This window comes from Bradyrhizobium sp. dw_78, from assembly GCF_018449525.1.
In the GTDB taxonomy this organism is placed as follows: Bacteria; Pseudomonadota; Alphaproteobacteria; order Rhizobiales; family Xanthobacteraceae; genus Bradyrhizobium.
In genome coordinates this window covers 1-305 of the sequence record NZ_JAAVUS010000030.1, presented here as the reverse complement: position 1 = coordinate 305, position 305 = coordinate 1, and the positions used below count along the sequence as shown (strand labels likewise).

Genomic DNA, 305 nt, shown 5'->3' with positions numbered 1-305 from the left:
CAGGCGGTGACCTCGATTCGGCAGAAACTGGTAGACGGCGCGATCTATTGGGACGCGGCGCTGGCCAAGTTCAAGTTCTCCGGCCTCGATCTGCGCGAGATTCCGGTGCCCGAGAATCTGCGCACGCTGCCGGATGTTTCGTTGCTGGCCCGCAACGAGACGATCGCCAAGGATCCCAAAATGCTGGTGGGCATCGCGCGGGCGATCGCCAAGGGATACGACTACTCGATGGCCAATCCGGAAGCCGCGGTGTTGATCACCTGGAAAGCCTACCCGGAAGCGAAATCGAAAAATCCCGATGCCGC

General features: G+C 61.0%; 1 protein-coding gene. It reads left to right on the top strand.

What is annotated here, in order from left to right; genetic code table 11:
- Positions 1-305, top strand: a 305-nt coding sequence (locus HB630_RS28205; RefSeq protein ID WP_213776006.1) for an ABC transporter substrate-binding protein, incomplete at both ends; no start/stop codon positions are given.